This is a genomic window from Nitratireductor sp. OM-1 (assembly GCF_003296175.1).
Classification (GTDB): Bacteria; Pseudomonadota; Alphaproteobacteria; order Rhizobiales; family Rhizobiaceae; genus Nitratireductor; species Nitratireductor aquimarinus.
The window spans coordinates 2,858,284-2,874,274 of sequence record NZ_CP029208.1 but is presented as its reverse complement, the minus strand read 5'-3'; the positions used below and the strand labels follow the sequence as shown (position 1 = coordinate 2,874,274).

Below are 15,991 nucleotides of genomic sequence, written 5' to 3'. Positions count from 1 at the left end.
GCGCCGGTTCGCGCTCTCGCCGGGCTTGCCCCGGAGCGCCAATTAAGCCATCTCTTTCTCCGCAGTCATCTGGGAGAATTTCATGGCCGATTTCGTTTTTCCGCCCGCCAGCCAGCCCTCCGTCGCCGTAGCCGGCGAAGAAGCGCGCTTTCCCGTGCGGCGCATCTTCTGCGTGGGGCGCAACTATGCCGCCCACGCCCGCGAAATGGGCCATGAGCCAGAGCGCGAGCCGCCATTCTTCTTCACCAAACCCGCTGACGCCGTGGTCGATGCCGACACGGTGATTCCCTATCCCGCGCTCACGCAGGATCTGCATCACGAAATCGAGATGGTCGTCGCCATCGGCAAGGGCGGCAGCAACATCGATCCGGCCCATGCGCTCGACCACGTCTATGGCTATGCCGTGGGGCTCGACCTCACGCGTCGCGACCTGCAGGCCGAAGCCAAGAAGAAGGGCCGCCCGTGGGACTGGGCCAAGGCGTTCGACCGCTCATCGCCCTGCGGCCCCATCGTGCCCGTTGCAAAGACCGGCCACCCGTCGCAGGGCCGTGTCTGGCTCGCCGTCAATGGTGAAATCCGCCAGGAAGGCGATCTCGACGAGCTGATCTGGCCGGTGGCCGACGTGATCGCGCTGTGCAGCCAGGCCATGGAGCTGAAGGCCGGCGATCTGATCTACACCGGAACGCCTGCCGGCGTCGGCGCGCTTCAGCCGGGCGACCACGTGGAAGGCGGCGTTGACGGCGTCGGCGAGATCGCCATCACCATCGGCGAGGCCTGATATGGGCGAAGTCGTTCTGCACAACTACTTCCGCTCCTCGACCTCCTACCGCGTGCGCATCGCGCTCGCCATGAAGGGCATCGACTATCGCTACGCCGCGCATCATCTGCGCCACGGCGAACATCGCGGCGAGGCCTATCTGTCGGTCAATCCGCAGGGCCTCGTGCCCGCACTCGTGTGGAGCGACGGCACAATGATCGCGCAGTCCATGGCGATCATGGAGTTTCTGGACGAGACAGTGTCCGAGCCCCCGCTCCTGCCTGCCGATGCACTTGGGCGCGCTCGGGTTCGCATGCTCTCCCAGATGATCGCCTGCGAAATCCATCCGGTGAACAATCTGCGTATTCTGAACGCGCTCAAAGAGCGTTACGGCGCTGACGACGCAGAAGTTGGCGCATGGTTCCGCCACTGGGTGAACGCCACGTTCGAACCGCTTGAAAAGATGCTCGCCGAGAGCCCGCAGACCGGCGTCTTCTGCCATGGCGATGCGCCCGGCATGGCCGATATCTGCCTCGTTGCGCAGGTGGCGAACAACAAGCGCTTCGACGTCGACATGACGCCCTATCCCGTCATCCAGCGCATCAACGAGGCCTGCATGGAACTGGAAGCGTTCCGGAAGGCCGCGCCGATGAACCAGCCCGACGCGGAATGATTCAACCGGAAGGCCAGCTCAGCCGGCCTTTTCCTCGAGAATAAGCATGATGATGGTTTCGGCTGCGAGCGCGGGCGTGTCCTCGCCCTCGATCTCCACCTCGCCGTGATGACGCACGAGAAGCCGGCCCGGAGCCTTTTCCTCGACACCTTTCAGCGTGCTGCGCAGGCGCACGCGGCTGCCAGCCTTCACCGGCGCCAGAAAGCGCAGCTTGTCGAGGCCGTAATTGATGATCGTGCCCAGATGCACCGGCCACGCGCCACAGTCATAAGACAGGCTTGATAAGAGCGACAGCGTGAGGAAACCGTGCGCCACGGGCCTGCCGAACGGGCTTTCGCGCTCCGTGCGCTCGCGATCCACATGGATCCACTGATGGTCATTGGTGCAATCGGCGAAACGGTCGATCATCGACTGGTCGACAACCACCCAATCGGAAACGGTCGTGCCGCCGCCGATCTGCGCTTCAAGAACATGTGCGTTCATGAGCTGAGCCTTCCCTGTCAAATTCTGCAGCAGCGCGGGCGCATCCGACCGGACACAAGAACGCGGCAGAGTAGTCCTTCATTCAGCGGATCGGCTCGCCGCCAGCCAGTGGGCTGCATGCGGCCGAAACGCCCCTGCGCCCGGTCACACAAAGCAGCCGGGACTGATTGCTTTCACCATTTCAGGCTGGGCACCCATTCCCCTAGCGCCTCAATATTGTGCAACGCAACATAATTCGCATAAACGCACGTTCAGCGCCCTTGCGCGGACACCCGTTCGCAAGGCACATAAAGTTGATTTGTTTTGTCAGATTTTACCAGACTCACTCTGGAATTATTCTAAACAATAAGCCATATTACGGGAACGTTATCTGAAAGGATTGTTATGCGCTTAACGCGACAAACCAACTACGCCATTCGCATCCTGATGTACTGCGCGGCCAATGAAGGTCGTCTGAGCCGCATCTCGGAGATCGCGAAGGCGTATTCGCTCTCCGACCTGTTCCTGTTCAAGATCCTTCAGCCCCTCGTGGAGAACGGTTTCGTGGAAACCGTGCGCGGCCGCAATGGCGGCGTGCGCCTTGCAAAGCCGGCAGAAGACATCACCCTGTTTGAAGTGGTGCGCGTGACCGAAGACAATTTCGCCATGGCGGAGTGCTTTGAGAACGACGATGCGGAATGCCCGCTGGTCGACAGCTGCGGCCTGAACGAGGCCCTGCGCAAGGCGCTGAATGCCTTCTTCGAGGTTCTGGGCAGCTACACGATACGCGATCTGGCCGATTCCAAGCCCGACATGCGCTTCCGGCTTGGCCTGGACGAGTTACCCGAGCGCGCAGCGGCGCGCTAGAAAAAGCGAAATTTGAGAAAAAGGACCGCCAGTTTGACGGTCCTTTTCTTTATTTCGGTCCTGCGTTTTCCGGCATTTCTCTCAAAGCTGCGCGGATTGCGGCAGGATATAGGGCAATGCGCCCGCGGGCGGCACGCCCACCTGTATCCGGCATTCAAACACGTTGGAAATCAGCGTGTCGTTGAAAACCTCCGCCGGCGTTCCCGTCGCCACCAGTTTTCCGCGATGCATCATGGCCACCCGGTCGGCAAAACGCGCCGTCAGGTTCAGATCGTGGAGCACGGCGAGCACGCCGCCCCCGGCCGCTGCAAACTGGGCGGCAATATCCATGATGATGAGCTGATGCTTGATGTCGAGGCTCGACACCGGCTCATCGAGCAGCAGATAACGCGGCTGCCCGTCCAGCACCGGACGCCAGACCTGACAGAGCACCCGGGCGAGCTGCACACGCTGTTGCTCGCCGCCTGAAAGCTCCTGATAGAACCGCCCTGAAAAGCCGCCGAGATCGACCCGCTCAAGCGCGATTTCGGGCAACCGCTCCTGTTCGGCGCGGGTTGCGCCCGAGCGTCCGCCCAACAGGCCCAGCTTCACGACCTCGCGCACCTTGTAGGGAAAGGACAGCGCGCTTGCCTGCGGCAGCACGGCCCTGTGCCCTGCCGCCTCCCATGGCTTCATGCGGTGAAGCGGTGCGCCATTGATCCGCACCGTCCCCGTAAACGGCAGATCGCCCGAGATCGCCTTGAGAAAGGTCGTCTTGCCAGAGCCGTTGGGGCCGACAATGGCCGTCACCTCACCGGGTTTTGCACAAAGCGCCACATCCGAGAGGATCTGCTTGCGCCCCACCCGCACACCAAGATTGCTGACTTCAATCGACATCACAGATCCAACAATCCTCTCTGCCGAAGCAGGATCCACAGGAAGAACGGCGCGCCGATGGCGGCGGTCACGATGCCGATCGGCAGTTCCGCCGGCGCGACGACCACACGGCTGATCGCGTCCGCCACGAGCAGAAGGCTTGCCCCCAGAAGCGCCGAAGCCGGCAGCAGGTAACGGTGTTCCGGGCCGATGGTGAGCCGCAGGAGATGCGGCACAACGATGCCGACAAAGCCGATGCCGCCCGAAACGGCTACCGATGCGCCCGTGGCGGCTGCCACGGTGACGATGGCGGTGTTCTTCACCCGCTGCACGCGCACGCCCAGATGATTGGCCGTCGCCTCGCCCAGCACCATTGCGTCAAGACCCCGCGCCAGAAACGGCGTGACCAGAAGCCCCGCCAGGATGAACGGGCCGGCAGCCCAGATTTTTGCCCATGTCGCGCCGGCCAGCGAACCAAGCCCCCAGAAGGTCAGGTCCCGCAATTCCTGATCGTCGGCGACATAGACGAGTATGCCCGACAGCGCCCCCGCCAGTGCGCCCAGCGCAATGCCGGCCAGAAGCATGGTGGCAACCGAGGTCTGCCCGCGCCGCGTCGCCACGCGGTAAAGAAGCAGCGTCGAGGCAAGGCCGCCGAAGAATGCCGCCAGCGGCAGCGCGTAGATGCCAAGCACTCCGATCACCGGAGCAAGCACGGTGCCGCCCAGAACGATGATCGTGATTGCGCCCAGCCCCGCGCCGGATGAAACGCCGACAATGCCGGGATCGGCAAGCGGGTTGCGGAACAGCCCCTGCATGACCGCGCCCGAAACCGCCAGCGACGCGCCCACCAGCGTGCCAAGCACGATGCGCGGCAGGCGAATGTCGTTGATCACCACGCGGTCACGCAGCGACAGTGCTTCACTGCCGCCGCCAAGCCAGGCAACCGCCGCATCCCAGAACGAGGTGTCGGACGCCCCGGAACCAAGGCTGAACAGGAACAGGAGGAGATAGAGAACGACGAGAGCGAGGATAACCGCTTTCGCTCGCATGGAGCGATCGCCATCCACCGCATCGCGCCAGCGCCATGAGGAAGCTGGCGCCATTTCTTCACGCACAGCCATGTCAGTCGACCACCGGGCCCGCGCCATGCAGCTTCTTAGAGAGTTCCCGGATCGCATCCGCCGTGCGCGGACCGAAGCCAAGCAGATAAGAGCCATCCATGCGGATCAGCGCCCGGTTTTCTCCGGCCGGCGTGGAAGCGATTGCCGGATTGTCCATGATGTCATCCGGCGCATGTTCGCTGCTGTCGCCGCGTGACATCATCAGAACCACATCCGGTTTGGCGGCGATCACGGCTTCTTCGGAGACGAGCTTGTAGCCAATAAAACCGTCCATGGCGTTCGTGCCCCCGGCCATGCGGATAATGCCATCGGCGGCATTGTCCCGACCGGCAGCCATGATCCGTCCCGCCTGAACGCTCAGAATGAAGAGAACACGCTTCTCTTCACCGCTCTGATGCGCCAGCGTCTCGGCTTCTTCGAGATCCGCCTCCAGTTCACGCGCCAGCGCCTCGGCCTTGTCGTTCACGCCCAGCGCTGCACCGGTCACCCGCACCTTGCGCAGGATCGCCTCACGGTCGAAACCCTCCGGCACGGTAACCAGTGGGATGCCCGCCTTTTCAAGAACCCCCATGGTCTCCGCCGGGCCGCTGCCTTCGGATGCCAGAATGGCGCTCGGACCCACGGAAAGAACGCCCTCGGGAGACAGGGCGCGCATATAGCCGACATCCGGCAGTTCCTTGGCTTCAGGCGGATAGATGCTCGTCTGGTCGCGGGCGACGAGCCTGTCTTCTTCCCCGAGACGGTAGACGATCTCGGTGACCGCGCCACCAATGCTTACAACCTTCGAAGTGTCGGCAAAAGGCTTCGGCAGCGCTTCATCAGCCATGGCCATGGAGACCGCGCCGCCCATGAGGCCCGCGATCAGGACCGCGCCGCCCAAAAGGGCGCGGCCGCTCATTAATTCGGTGATAGGCATGGGTCAGTTGATCTCCCTAGGCCACCTGCCGGCATTCAAGCCGTGGCAGACCTTCGACCATGGCGCGCCAGTCATCGCGCTCCGCGCGCCCTTCCAGCCGCTCGCCAAAGAACTGCGCAATCAGCTGGCCATCAGCCCCATAGGCTTCCATGGAGGTCACGTGTCCGTCCCTGGTCGGCTTTCGCACGGCCCAGAGTTCTTTCACATGGTCGGTCCGCAGATGAAGGTTGAAGCCGGGATCGAGAATGTTGATCCACGGTCCCATCGGCTTCACGGTCTGGATCGGGCCGGTGTGAATCTGGATACAGCCGCTGCTGCCCACAAAGCACATGATCGGCACTTCGCCGCTCACCGCCTCGTGGAGCATCGTCGTCAGCGCGTCCTCTTCCAGCCGCCAGGCGTAATCCTCGCCGATCAGGTGAACGGCCTGATGCCGCGTCAGTTTCAGCTTGCGCAGGATGTTGAAGAGCTGATGAACATCCGTCATCGCGCTCCAGCGCTCGCGCAGCAGATCGGCAGCCGGTAGCTCCTCGCTGACCACGTCATCGACGATTTTTTCGGCCTGCACCTCGATCTGCTGATCCTGATCTGGATGAAGCAGCTCCTCTACGAGGTTCTGATAGGCATAGAGGTTGGATTTCGGCCGCAAATGAACCTTGTGGACGGCGTCGCCCGCCGCGTCAAAGAACTGCAGGCTGCGCCGAACCGTGTCGCCGTCGCGTTTTTCCACCGCAAATCCGAATGCCCAGCGCCCCGGGAAAATGCGCAGATCGATGTCGCGGCCCAGCACAATCGCATGCTGCGCGCCGCTCGAGCATTTCTCATAAACGCCGACCTTTTCATGCACCGCGCTTTCATTGCGGGTGAGAACCATCACCTCGCCCAGCGCCTCGAGCAAGGGGAGAAGAGCAGCAACATTCGGTTCGATGCGCGTTGCACCCTCACCGATGTGAGCCGCAACCAGTTCCGCTTCGGAGACACCGAGTTTGAGCGCCAGGTCGCGCTCACGCATTTTCGGGTTTTCGTTGCGGGCGCGCCTGATCACCTCAGGCGCGCGAACAGCCTGAACAGTCATTCTGTAAACCTACTTGTTGAGAATTAGCTTTCCCTGTCGGGTGATCTTCAGCCGGTAATAGGCACCGTGGTGCTCGATGCCGATTTCACGGCGACCGCCGAACAGATCGACGCTCGAGATCGTACGGTCAGGTGTAACGGTTCCATGTCTGGCGGCCAGATGCTGCATATCCGCCTGCCCCTGCGGGTCGATCGACAAATAGGTCTTCATTGGAAAAACCTCCTTTTTGAATGTGCTTGCGACGGCTCGCATCACGGTGAAAAATTCGCCCCTCCGCTTTCTTGACTTTTATTATCATATTTTATAGCCACCGCAATACCGGAGTGAAATTATCAAGATAAATTTCCTAGCCGGTTAACCGTCGACAAGCCAGTGCCAGTCGGCCCGTTGAGTTTGTTTTCTGGAGAAGGCGGGAATGCAGGATAACAGTTTAAACGGACGGCTCGGCCTGTTGTGCGGAACCTCCATCGTGACGCTGGCGCTGAGCATGGGCGCGATGGCGCAGGAAGCCCCTTCCATGATGATGGCGGACGCTGCTGGCAGCGTCACGCTTCTCGACCGCATCACCGTGGTCAGCCGCACCGGCGACAGCGCGCTCGACACGCTCGCCTCGGTCAGCCAGATCAGCGGTGAAGAGCTTGAGCGCCGCATGGCCAGCAATGCCAACGACATCTTCTTCGGCGTTCCGGGCATCAAGGTCTATTCGAACGGCCGCCCCGCCGTCAGCAACATCAACATGCGCGGCCTGCAGGATGCCGGCCGTGTCGCGGTCATCGTCGATGGCGCGCGCCAGAACTTCCACAAGGCCGGCCACGAGGTCGCCCGCATGTTCTGGCTGGACCCGGAACTGGTGCAGCAGGTCGACGTGATCCGTGGCCCCAGCGCCAACACATTCGGCTCCGGCGCCATCGGCGGCGTGGTCTATTTCGAGACAAAAAGGGCCGAAGACTTCCTGCGCGACGACGAGAATTACGCCCTGTCGCTGACCGGCCGCTACGAATCAAACGGCTCCGGCTGGACGACCAGCGCCGTCGGCGCATACCGCTTCAATGACGCCGCCTCCATTCTCGGCAACATCGTCTGGCGCGACTATGGCGACTACAAGGATGGCGGCGGCGTGCGCGTCGGCAATTCCGGTTTCGACGTGCTGTCCGGCCACCTCAAGGGCACCATCAAGCCAACGGAGAACAGCGAGCTGACGCTTGGCTGGACCGGTTCGCGCGACGAGTGGTCCTCCAGGGCAACCCGCGACTACCGCCTCGACAGCGACATGTTCACCGGAGAGTTCAAGATCTCCGACGCCGAGGAAAAGTGGGTGAACCTCAACATCAAGGGCGCGATCAACAATCTCGACCTGCGCCAGACCGATACCGGCACACGCCCCGGCACAACCGGCTACGACCTGCGCACGAGCAGCCTCGACATCTGGAACACCTCCTATTTCGAGACCGGTCTGTTCGCCCACGAGCTGACGGTCGGCGGCGACTGGGTTTATGACGACTTCACCTCGAAGACCGGCAGCGGGGCCGCCGACACCTACAACCCCACCGGCACACGCTCTGTCTGGGGCGCCTATGTTCAGGACAAGATCACCTATGACTGGCTCGAGATCGTCGCCGGGCTGCGCTACGATTCCTACGAACTGGAAGGGGCAGGCAAGAGTTCTGGCGACCGTTTCTCGCCGCGCCTCAGCGTCGGCGTCTCGCCCTTCAGCGAAGGCGCACTCTCCGGCCTTCAGGTCTACGGCTCCTATGCCGAGGGCTACCGCGCGCCCAACACATCCGAAGCCTATATCACCGGCGGACATTCCTTCCCCGGCTTCAGCTTCGCCTTCCTGCCCAATCCGGACCTGAAGCCGGAAACCGGCAAAACCTGGGAAGCCGGCGTCAACTACAAGGCTGACGGGCTCATTCAGGCCGATGACACGCTGCGTCTCAAGGCGGCCTATTTCCACAACGACATCAAGGATTACATCACCATCCCCACCTTCCCGGCGTCGCCGGGCAGCGAATGCGTCAGCCTCGGCCACACCATGTGCGCCCAGTACCAGAACATGTATTCGGCCAGAATTCAGGGCTTCGAGCTTGAGAGCCGCTATGATGCAGGGCGTTATTTCGCGGGCCTCAGCGCCTCCATCATCGACGGCCACCAGACCGACCGCAGCGGTGTGCGCAAGGATCTCACCACCATTCCGTCAGCCAGCGTCACGGTGGATGGCGGCATGCGCTTTCTGGAGCGTCGCCTGACGCTGGGTGGTGAAGTCCAGTTCAACAAGGCGCCCAGCGGCTCCTCCTTTGCCAAGGACTACACGCTGGTCAATCTCTACGCGAACTATCAGCCTACCGAGAATCTTCGGTTTGATTTCCGCGTCGATAATCTTTTCGATAAGAGATACGTGCTGCCCATCGTCGACACATCCGATGGCGTCTTCGCGCAGCCCGGCCTGACCGTAAAGCTCGGCGCGACCGTGCGTTTTGGAGGATAGAATGCCATCACGATTATCCGTCTCCGCCCGTTTCCTCGCCGCCAGCCTTTTGCTGGCGGCGGCAGGCGGCAGTCCGGCCCTGGCCGAAAACGCTCCTCAAGGCATGATCGACCTCGAACTCAATGCGCTTGATAAGAGCGACAAAGGGTGCCGGATAACCTTCGTGGTGAAGAACAGCCTTGGCAGCGACGTCACAAGGACCGTCTACGAGATTGCGCTTTTCAACAGGCAGGGCCTTGTCGAACGGCTTATGAAGCTCGAATTCAAGGACCTTCCGGACGAGAAGACAAAAGTCAGCCGCTTCGATCTGGCCGATACCGATTGCGACGCCATCGGTCGCGTCCTGATCAACGATGCCGACGCCTGTGAGGGTGACGGCGTTCAGGCGGGCGACTGCATCGCCAGACTGAACGCGACGAGCCGCAGCTCCGTCACCTTCGGCAAATAACCAGAAACTGCGACACCACGGGAATGCCAAACATGTTCGACGGCGTCATCAACTCCATCGGCTCCTTTCTCAAGCTGGGCGGCCCTGTCGTTGCCATCCTGCTCGTGCTCTCGGTCTTCGCCCTGGCGATGATCCTTCTGAAATTCCTTCAGTTCCAGCGCGAGCGCGTGGGGCGGCATGGACGGTCCAACCGGGCGCTTCACGCCTGGTTCCACCACAATCAGGGCGAGGCGCGGGCCATGCTCGCCAATGCCCGTTCACCGCTGGAGGAAACGCTCTCCACCACCATGCGCCTCTCTGCGGCCAAAGCCGACAAAAGCGCCATTGAGGATGAGGTGAGCCGTCTGGCGCTTGGCCGCCTGCATGATCTGCAACGCGGCTTCCGCGCGCTGGACGCCATTGCCCAGGTTGCCCCGCTTCTTGGCCTGTTCGGCACCGTTCTCGGCATGATCGAGGCGTTCCAGAAGCTTCAGGAAGCGGGCAATTCGGTCGATCCGTCCCTGCTTGCAGGCGGCATCTGGGTGGCCCTTCTGACAACGGCCTGCGGCCTTGCCGTCGCCATGCCGGTCTCGCTGGTGCTCACCTGGTTTGAAACCCGCATCGAAAACGAGCGCGTTGCCATCGAAACCATGACCGCCACCGTGCTTTCGCACGCTTCAATCGAGGCAGCGGAAGCCGGAGCCACGCCGGTCAGCGCCAGCACGCCGAGGCTCGTGACGGGTGAAGGCCATGCGCATTGACGCAATCAGGGTCAGGAAGCGAAAGCCGCTTTCGCTCACATCGCTGATCGATGTGATCTTCCTGCTGCTTCTGTTCTTCATGCTGACCTCCACCTTCACGCGCTTCGCCAAGGTCGAGATTTCAGGCGGACCGGCTTCGGCGTCTGCCGGCGGCAAGCCGCCGGACGTGCTGATCCGCGTGGACGATCCGGCCGGCTGGCGCATCAATGGCCAGACACTGGCCGAGGATGCCGCCATCCTCGAGCTTGCGCGCCTGCAGGTAGCCGGCGCAGAGACCGCCGTTCTGCTCGTTCGGGGCGAATTAACGTCGCAGGACCTCGTCAGCGCCGTCGAGCGCATCCGCCGCAACACGCAACTTAATCTTTCCGTCGCGAGGTAATCCCCATGCTGCGCCTTGCCCGTCCCACACAGACACGTCAGCGGGAAAGCACGATTGCCCTGATCAACATCGTCTTCCTGATGCTGATCTTCTTTCTTGTCGCCGGCACCCTCACCCCGCCGCTCGACAATGATGTCAGCCTGATTTCCACCATCGAGGCGGATCAGTCTCAGCCACCGGACGCCCTTTTCGTCACCAGTGAGGGCGAAATGCGCCTGCGTGGAACCACCACGGATGCGCAGAGCTTCATGCTTGAGCGTGTCGACACGCTCGGCGAAACAGCCGCCCGCGAGCTTGAAATCAAGGTCGCCGCCGACCGCGAACTGCCGGCTGCCAAGCTGGTCGACATTGTCGGCGCGCTGAAAGCCGCCGGCGCAAGCCGGATCAGCATCATCACCGAACGTGTGCCGCAATGAAGATGCGGGCGAAGATGCGGGCATGGAAATGGGCTGCAGCACTCGCGGTCTCGTTGGCAGTGCATGCCGGCGCGGCCATCTACGTGATGGAGCGCACCCCCGATATCGAGATTGCCGGTGGCGGCGTGACAGAGATCGCCCTTGCCGGCAATGCCTTTGCCGACATGCTGTCGGCCGGTGAAGCCATTGATGAGGCCGAGCCCTTAACGGAAACGGCAACCGAAACGGTTCAGCCGGAAAGCGTGGCTGAAATCGTGACCGAGACTGCGGTTGAGGCGGCGAGCGCCGCCACCGTGGAAAGCGTCAGCGAAGAATCTCCGGTGCAGCCGGTGGAGGCAGAGGAGCCCGTCGAGCAGGCCCCAGAGGCCGAGACCGCTGAAGAAATTGTCGAACCGGTCGAAAACGCGCAGGTCGTGGCAGCCCTCGCCGAAATACCGGTTCCCACCCCCCGGCCCGCCTACACACCGCCTCCCAAACCCAAGGTAGAACGCAGGCAGAAGGTGGCGAAAGCCGCACCGCCGAAGAAGCGTCAGGCCGGCTCAAGAGGAAAAGACCAGCAGGATGCACGCCGCGGCACCGCATCCGGCCGCGAGAACGCCCGGAAGGCGACCGTGGGCCGCAAGACCGCCCGGGCTTCCCAGAGCGGCAATGCATGGTTTTCCAATTATAAAGGCAAGGTGCAAGTTAAACTTGAAAGGGCGAAGCGCCGTTCACGAGCAGCCCGGCGTCTGCGGCTGAAGGGCGAAGCTCATGTCCGCTTCACCATTGCGCGCAATGGATCGGTCAGCGCCATACGCATCGTTCGCAGCTCCGGCTCGGAGATACTTGATCAGGCGGCTGTCGACACCGTGCGCCGCGCCGCCCCCTTCCCGAGAATTCCGGATAGCGCAGGCCGTTCAAGCATGACATTCAGCATACCGATCGAATACAACCTTTGAGAGCATAAAAACGGGCGGAGGTTTCTCTCCGCCCGTTTTTCATTCTGCATCAGGCACAATCGCCTGAACTGTGTTTCCGTTAGACCGAAGCCAGAAGGCTCGCATTGCCGCCCGCCGCCGTCGTGTCGACGCAGATGGCGCGTTCATGGGCATAGGCTGCTGGATAGATCGGCTCGATCACCAGCGGCACGATGGCCCCGTCCCGGCCGGCAAGCGCGCCGCGCAGGCTCTTCAGCCATGCAGCATCACCGCTGGCCGCCACCAGGTCGAGCCTCAGCGCGCCCAGCGCTTCGGGCGCTGCCACACCGTCTGCGGCTTCAACCGGAAGCCCCTGACCAAGCAGCGGCTTCAGGATGCGACGCGCCTCGGGATGAACGGCCAGAACCGCATTGCCCGTGGCCAGCGCCTGCACGACCTGCGCCATCAGCGTGTCTTCATCAGCGCCGAGGCAGAGCGCGCGTCCGCGCGGCGTCAGCATCAGCGAGTTGGCCTCACCGGTCGGTCCGGGCAGATCCACCGGCCCCTGATCGAGCGCGGCGGCAGCCGCCATGGCCGCCTGCGCCTGCCCGCGCAGGATCTTGCGCAGCGCCGGCAGACGGTCCGCACGCGCAGCCCACTTGCCGTCCACTGCCGGCATCAACCTGTCCAGCGTGCCGGAAGAGAGAACGGCCCCCTCTGGTGCGGCGCCCGCGCCTTCCGAACCACGGCGGAAACGGCGCAGATAGTGCGGGCCGCCAGCCTTGGGACCGGTGCCCGAAAGTCCTTCACCACCAAATGGCTGGGAGCCGACAACCGCACCGATCTGGTTGCGGTTCACATAGATATTGCCCGCATGAACCCGGTCCACAACATGCTGCGCACGCGCATCGATGCGTGTGTGAAGCCCGAAGGTCAGGCCATAACCCTTTGCGTTGACTTCGGAAATCACCTTGTCGATGTCTTCTGCGTCGAAGGTGGCCACATGCAGGATCGGCCCGAAGATCTCGCGCTCCATTTCGCCGATGCCCGACACCTTGAATGCCGCCGGCGCCACGTAACGCCCGCCAGTCGGCACATCCAGCGCCGCGATCAGCCGGCCCTTGCTCGTCATCTGCTGCGCATAGCCGCCAATGGTCTGAAGCGCTTCGTCATCGATCACCGGCCCAACATCCGTCGACACGTCCCACGGATCGCCGATGCTGAGCGCCTGCATCGCGCCCTTGAGCATTTCCAGAACCCGGTCCTCCACATCCTTCTGGACATAGAGCATGCGCAGCGCCGAGCAGCGCTGTCCCGCACTCTGGAATGCGGAGGCCACGATGTCGCGCACCGCCTGCTCCGGCAGCGCGGTGGAATCGACGATCATGGCGTTGAGACCGCCCGTTTCGGCGATCAGCATCGCCTCCGGTCCGGCATTGGCAGAAAGCTGGCGCTCGATCAGACGCGCCACTTCCGTCGAGCCGGTGAAGCACACACCTGCAATGCGCGGATCAGCCGTCAACGGCCCGCCCACGGTCGGGCCATCGCCGATCAGAAGCTGCAGCGCATCCGCCGGCACACCGGCTTCGTGCATCATCGCCACGGCGCGCGCCGCGATCAGCGATGTCTGCTCTGCGGGTTTGGCGACAACGGCATTGCCCGTCACCAGCGCGGCTGCGACCTGGCCCGTGAAAATAGCAAGCGGGAAGTTCCAGGGCGAAATACACACGATGACGCCACGCGCATCCGTGTCCTTCTCCACATGTGCCGCTTCACGCGCATAATAGCGCAGGAAGTCGACCGCTTCGCGCACCTCGGCAACGCCATCGGCAAGCGATTTTCCGGCCTCCCGGTTGGCAAGCGCGAAGAACTCGGCGGCATGCTCTTCATAAAGATCGGCAACCCGGCGCAGGATCGCGCCGCGCTCGGCCACCGGCGTTTTGGCCCAGGCGGGCTGCGCCTTCAGGCTGATCTCCACCGCCGTCGCAGCCTGTTCGCTGGTCGCATCCTGCACCGAGCCGACGATCTCGCCGAGCTTCGCCGGATTGATGACATCGCGCGTTTCGCCCTTGCCCCCCCTGGCTCGGGTAATGGCGCGGGTGATGGACGCGGCGTCCCACCGGTGCGGCGCGGCAAAGGGCGCACGGCCCGCGTCGAGTTCGGCCATGGTGACCGGATCGGTCACGTCCCAGCCCTTCGCATTCCGGCGTCCTGCGCCAAAGATCTCCGAAGGACGGCGAATTGCCGTATTCGCCGCCTCGGCTTCCGCCTCGACTGCGGCGAACGGATCGGCTGCGATCTCTTCCGCGCTCACATCGGTATCGACGATCTGATGAACGAAGGAGGAGTTCGCACCATTTTCCAGAAGGCGGCGGACCAGATAGGCCAGCAGATCCTGATGCGCACCGACCGGCGCATAAATGCGGCACCGCGTGCCCTCGCTCTTGCGCACGGCCTCGTGCAGCGCTTCGCCCATGCCGTGCAGGCGCTGAAACTCAAACGCGCTCTTGTCCGTGGCCATGGCGAGGATCGCCGCCGCCGTGTGCGCATTGTGGGTGGCGAACTGCGGATAGATGCGGTCCGTCATGCCCAGCAGCTTGCGCGCACAGGCGATATAGCTCACATCCGTGTTCGACTTGCGGGTGAAAACCGGGAAACCGTCAAGCCCGAGCACCTGCGCGCGCTTGATTTCCGTGTCCCAGTAAGCGCCCTTCACCAGCCGCACCATGATGCGGCGGTCAAGCCGTGTTGCAAGGTCGTTCAGCCAGTCGATGACAAAGGGCGCGCGCTGCCCGAATGCCTGGACAACCACGCCGAATCCGTCCCAGCCGGCCAGATCCGGATCGGACAGAACGGCTTCGATCACGTCCAGCGAGAGGTCGAGGCGGTCCGCCTCTTCGGCATCGATGTTCAGCCCCATGCGGGCGTCACGGGCGGCGAGCGCAAGGCTCTTCAGCCGCTCCACCATGACCGGCAGCATATGTTCCTTCTGCGTCGCCTCATAGCGCGGGTGCAGCGCGGAAAGCTTGACCGAAATGCCCGGATTGGCGCGAATGTCGTCACGGTTGGAAAAACGCTTCAGCGATGCGATGGCGTCGCCATAGGCCTTGAGGTAGCGCAGCGCGTCGGCCTCGGTGCGGGCCGCCTCGCCCAGCATGTCGAACGAGTAGGTGTAGCCCTTCTCTTCCATCGACTTGCCGCGCTTCAGCGCCTCGTCGATGGTGCGGCCCAGAACGAACTGCTCGCCCATCTCACGCATGGCGCGCGACACGGCGCGGCGGATCACCGGTTCGCCCATGCGGCGCACCAGCCCGCGCAGCGTGGCTTCCACGCCCTGCCCTTCATCGTCCAGCACCCGGCCCGTCAGCATCAGCGCCCAGGTGGACGCGTTCACGAAGATCGAGGCGGATTCGCCCGAATGCGCCGACCAGTCATGCGGCGCGATCTTGTCGCGGATCAGATCGTCCATCGTCTCCGTATCCGGCACGCGCAACAGCGCCTCGGCCAGACACATCAGCGCAACGCCTTCCTCGGTGGAAAGACCGTATTCGGAGAGGAAAGCCTCCATCAGGTCCATGTCGCTCGATGCGCGCACATTGCGCACGAGATCGGCCGCGCGCTTCGAAATCTGCTGGCGGTCCTCCCGCGACAGTCCGGAAAGCTCGATCAGCCTGCGCAGAGCCTCGGCCTCATCGGCCAGATAATGGGCTCTGATGTCCTCTCGCAAGTTTGCGGGCGCTTTGTTCTGCATAACATCCTCAGATGGCTGGAAAGGTCTTCGCGGCGCTCCCATCGCCGCCATTCGGGCGATCATAGCATAACAAAAACAGCCAATCGGGCTGATTAGTTGCCGTCGACAAGCCAAATGGACTATGTTGATCGCAGCAAGAACACCCATAGG

Annotated in this window: 16 protein-coding genes; 9 read left to right on the top strand and 7 right to left on the bottom strand. The window is 62.8% G+C overall.

Going from position 1 to position 15,991, the window contains the following annotated elements; translation table 11 throughout:
* The first annotated feature begins 82 nt into the window (after positions 1-82).
* Both DEJ54_RS13785 and maiA read left to right on the top strand, forming a co-directional pair.
* Positions 83-778 carry a fumarylacetoacetate hydrolase family protein gene (locus DEJ54_RS13785; RefSeq protein ID WP_113155070.1) on the top strand — a complete coding sequence of 232 codons (696 nt, stop codon included), beginning with the start codon at positions 83-85 and terminating at the stop codon, positions 776-778.
* A 1-nt stretch (position 779) separates the two neighbouring features.
* Positions 780-1,430 (top strand): maleylacetoacetate isomerase, encoded by a 651-nt coding sequence (maiA, locus tag DEJ54_RS13780; protein WP_113155069.1) that lies wholly within the window; start codon positions 780-782, stop codon positions 1,428-1,430.
* Positions 1,431-1,448: 18 nt separating this feature from the next.
* On the opposite strand, the gene DEJ54_RS13775 is transcribed toward maiA, so the two are convergent.
* Positions 1,449-1,913: a MaoC family dehydratase gene (locus DEJ54_RS13775; RefSeq protein ID WP_113155068.1), complete on the bottom strand. Its 465-nt coding sequence runs from the start codon at positions 1,911-1,913 to the stop codon at positions 1,449-1,451.
* 384 nt (positions 1,914-2,297) lie between these two features.
* Between DEJ54_RS13775 and rirA the strand changes: the two genes are divergently transcribed.
* Entirely contained in the window at positions 2,298-2,759 is a 462-nt protein-coding gene (gene rirA, locus DEJ54_RS13770; protein ID WP_113155067.1) for an iron-responsive transcriptional regulator RirA, read from the top strand.
* Positions 2,760-2,840: 81 nt separating this feature from the next.
* Here the strand turns inward: rirA and DEJ54_RS13765 are convergent, their stop codons facing one another.
* From DEJ54_RS13765 to hemP, 5 genes are read right to left on the bottom strand one after another with little or no spacing between them, the layout of a single operon-like run.
* A complete protein-coding gene (locus DEJ54_RS13765; protein ID WP_113155066.1) occupies positions 2,841-3,635 on the bottom strand; it encodes a heme ABC transporter ATP-binding protein in 795 nt (264 codons plus the stop codon).
* The gene (locus DEJ54_RS13760) at positions 3,635-4,735 is read right to left on the bottom strand and encodes an iron ABC transporter permease (RefSeq protein ID WP_113155065.1); all 1,101 of its coding nucleotides are present in this window, start codon (positions 4,733-4,735) and stop codon (positions 3,635-3,637) included. The genes DEJ54_RS13765 and DEJ54_RS13760 overlap by 1 nt, the downstream gene beginning before the upstream one ends.
* A gap of 1 nt (position 4,736) precedes the next feature.
* Complete coding sequence (locus DEJ54_RS13755) at positions 4,737-5,651, bottom strand: hemin ABC transporter substrate-binding protein (RefSeq protein ID WP_245447563.1); 915 nt, start codon at positions 5,649-5,651, stop codon at positions 4,737-4,739.
* 16 nt (positions 5,652-5,667) lie between these two features.
* Positions 5,668-6,726: a hemin-degrading factor gene (locus DEJ54_RS13750; RefSeq protein WP_113155063.1), complete on the bottom strand. Its 1,059-nt coding sequence runs from the start codon at positions 6,724-6,726 to the stop codon at positions 5,668-5,670.
* 9 nt (positions 6,727-6,735) lie between these two features.
* Entirely contained in the window at positions 6,736-6,894 is a 159-nt protein-coding gene (hemP, locus tag DEJ54_RS13745) for a hemin uptake protein HemP (protein ID WP_222473968.1), read from the bottom strand.
* A 247-nt stretch (positions 6,895-7,141) separates the two neighbouring features.
* Here hemP and DEJ54_RS13740 point away from each other — a divergent pair, with 247 nt between their 5' ends.
* The 6 genes from DEJ54_RS13740 to DEJ54_RS13715 are packed head-to-tail and all read left to right on the top strand — an operon-like array spanning position 7,142 to position 12,132.
* Entirely contained in the window at positions 7,142-9,211 is a 2,070-nt protein-coding gene (locus DEJ54_RS13740; RefSeq protein WP_113155062.1) for a TonB-dependent receptor domain-containing protein, read from the top strand.
* A 1-nt stretch (position 9,212) separates the two neighbouring features.
* The gene (locus DEJ54_RS13735; protein WP_113155061.1) at positions 9,213-9,659 is read left to right on the top strand and encodes a hypothetical protein; all 447 of its coding nucleotides are present in this window, start codon (positions 9,213-9,215) and stop codon (positions 9,657-9,659) included.
* A 32-nt stretch (positions 9,660-9,691) separates the two neighbouring features.
* Positions 9,692-10,399, top strand: coding sequence for a MotA/TolQ/ExbB proton channel family protein (locus DEJ54_RS13730; RefSeq protein ID WP_113156285.1), 708 nt, complete (start codon positions 9,692-9,694; stop codon positions 10,397-10,399).
* Entirely contained in the window at positions 10,389-10,778 is a 390-nt protein-coding gene (locus tag DEJ54_RS13725) for a biopolymer transporter ExbD (protein ID WP_113155060.1), read from the top strand. Before DEJ54_RS13730 ends, DEJ54_RS13725 begins: the two co-directional genes overlap by 11 nt.
* A gap of 5 nt (positions 10,779-10,783) precedes the next feature.
* Positions 10,784-11,194, top strand: a complete 411-nt coding sequence (locus DEJ54_RS13720; RefSeq protein WP_113155059.1) for a biopolymer transporter ExbD — start codon at positions 10,784-10,786, stop codon at positions 11,192-11,194.
* A 14-nt stretch (positions 11,195-11,208) separates the two neighbouring features.
* A complete protein-coding gene (locus DEJ54_RS13715; protein WP_113156284.1) occupies positions 11,209-12,132 on the top strand; it encodes an energy transducer TonB in 924 nt (307 codons plus the stop codon).
* A 79-nt stretch (positions 12,133-12,211) separates the two neighbouring features.
* Here the strand turns inward: DEJ54_RS13715 and putA are convergent, their stop codons facing one another.
* On the bottom strand, positions 12,212-15,841 hold the full coding sequence (putA, locus tag DEJ54_RS13710) for a bifunctional proline dehydrogenase/L-glutamate gamma-semialdehyde dehydrogenase PutA (protein WP_113155058.1): 3,630 nt from the start codon (positions 15,839-15,841) through the stop codon (positions 12,212-12,214).
* Positions 15,842-15,991: the final 150 nt, after the last annotated feature.

Bases quoted from the DNA above. Each gene is read 5' to 3' on its own strand.
- DEJ54_RS13785 (WP_113155070.1), top strand. From the start codon at position 83: ATGGCCGATTTCGTTTTTCCGCCCGCCAGCCAGCCCTCCGTCGCCGTA.
- maiA (WP_113155069.1), top strand. From the start codon at position 780: ATGGGCGAAGTCGTTCTGCACAACTACTTCCGCTCCTCGACCTCCTAC.
- DEJ54_RS13775 (WP_113155068.1), bottom strand. From the start codon at position 1,913: ATGAACGCACATGTTCTTGAAGCGCAGATCGGCGGCGGCACGACCGTT.
- rirA (WP_113155067.1), top strand. From the start codon at position 2,298: ATGCGCTTAACGCGACAAACCAACTACGCCATTCGCATCCTGATGTAC.
- DEJ54_RS13765 (WP_113155066.1), bottom strand. From the start codon at position 3,635: ATGTCGATTGAAGTCAGCAATCTTGGTGTGCGGGTGGGGCGCAAGCAG.
- DEJ54_RS13760 (WP_113155065.1), bottom strand. From the start codon at position 4,735: ATGGCTGTGCGTGAAGAAATGGCGCCAGCTTCCTCATGGCGCTGGCGC.
- DEJ54_RS13755 (WP_245447563.1), bottom strand. From the start codon at position 5,651: ATGCCTATCACCGAATTAATGAGCGGCCGCGCCCTTTTGGGCGGCGCG.
- DEJ54_RS13750 (WP_113155063.1), bottom strand. From the start codon at position 6,726: ATGACTGTTCAGGCTGTTCGCGCGCCTGAGGTGATCAGGCGCGCCCGC.
- hemP (WP_222473968.1), bottom strand. From the start codon at position 6,894: ATGCAGCATCTGGCCGCCAGACATGGAACCGTTACACCTGACCGTACG.
- DEJ54_RS13740 (WP_113155062.1), top strand. From the start codon at position 7,142: ATGCAGGATAACAGTTTAAACGGACGGCTCGGCCTGTTGTGCGGAACC.
- DEJ54_RS13735 (WP_113155061.1), top strand. From the start codon at position 9,213: ATGCCATCACGATTATCCGTCTCCGCCCGTTTCCTCGCCGCCAGCCTT.
- DEJ54_RS13730 (WP_113156285.1), top strand. From the start codon at position 9,692: ATGTTCGACGGCGTCATCAACTCCATCGGCTCCTTTCTCAAGCTGGGC.
- DEJ54_RS13725 (WP_113155060.1), top strand. From the start codon at position 10,389: ATGCGCATTGACGCAATCAGGGTCAGGAAGCGAAAGCCGCTTTCGCTC.
- DEJ54_RS13720 (WP_113155059.1), top strand. From the start codon at position 10,784: ATGCTGCGCCTTGCCCGTCCCACACAGACACGTCAGCGGGAAAGCACG.
- DEJ54_RS13715 (WP_113156284.1), top strand. From the start codon at position 11,209: ATGCGGGCATGGAAATGGGCTGCAGCACTCGCGGTCTCGTTGGCAGTG.
- putA (WP_113155058.1), bottom strand. From the start codon at position 15,841: ATGCAGAACAAAGCGCCCGCAAACTTGCGAGAGGACATCAGAGCCCAT.